Source organism: Sphingobium sp. D43FB (assembly GCF_002312805.1).
Lineage (GTDB): Bacteria > Pseudomonadota > Alphaproteobacteria > Sphingomonadales > Sphingomonadaceae > Sphingobium.
In genome coordinates this window covers 1-699 of record NZ_NMUA01000164.1, presented here as the reverse complement: position 1 = coordinate 699, position 699 = coordinate 1, and the positions used below count along the sequence as shown (strand labels likewise).

Sequence of the window (699 nt, the reverse complement as noted above, 5' to 3'; positions counted from 1 at the left end):
GTGTGGCCTGTGGCATTTTTTGCCTCGCTGCAGGTTGGTCTAGACATCCAATTTCCTACAGCAAGCCAAAGGCTTACGCCACTCCCGCCAACCCTCAAAGCCCCACCGCTGAATAAGACGGGCTAGAGTTTCAGATTGCCGCGAGTGCTACGCTCTATCGCGTGACACTTCTTGCACTGGCTCGCAGCGTCGTGGTGCGCTTGAGGTAGTTGGCATCAATCATCCTTTGATCCAGCTTGCCGCCATTCGCGGCCAAGGCGACAGAGATCTTGTTGAATACGCCCATGCGGCGCCAGCGGATAAACCGGTTCCAGATCGTCTTGGCTGGACCATATCCGGCAGGGGCATCGCGCCAGCGCAAGCCATTGCGGATCCCGAGGATGATGCCACTGATAATCCGCCAGTCGCCGCCCCGGGTCGCCACGCGCGACAACGGAAAATGCGACTCGATCCGACGCATCGGCGCCTCCGACAACCAGATCGCATAGCTCACGACAACGCCGCCTCACGCCGCCATTGAATCTGGGGGGAGGCTGTCGACATCGCCAATCTTCAGGCTCGCCTCCGATACGTGTAGCGCGACGATTACGGAGTCCGGTCGGCGTCAATTATGATGGCCGATAGGTGGCCGCGCCGGTTGGTGAATTCTGGCTACCATTTGCTGTTGCGGGGAGCAACCGTCGAGCGACAATTACGACG

General features: G+C 59.4%; 1 protein-coding gene. It reads right to left on the bottom strand.

Annotated features, from left to right (window positions below; translation table 11 throughout):
- Positions 1-154: 154 nt before the first annotated feature.
- The gene (locus SxD43FB_RS23835) at positions 155-493 is read right to left on the bottom strand and encodes a transposase (protein ID WP_096064176.1); all 339 of its coding nucleotides are present in this window, start codon (positions 491-493) and stop codon (positions 155-157) included.
- Positions 494-699: the final 206 nt, after the last annotated feature.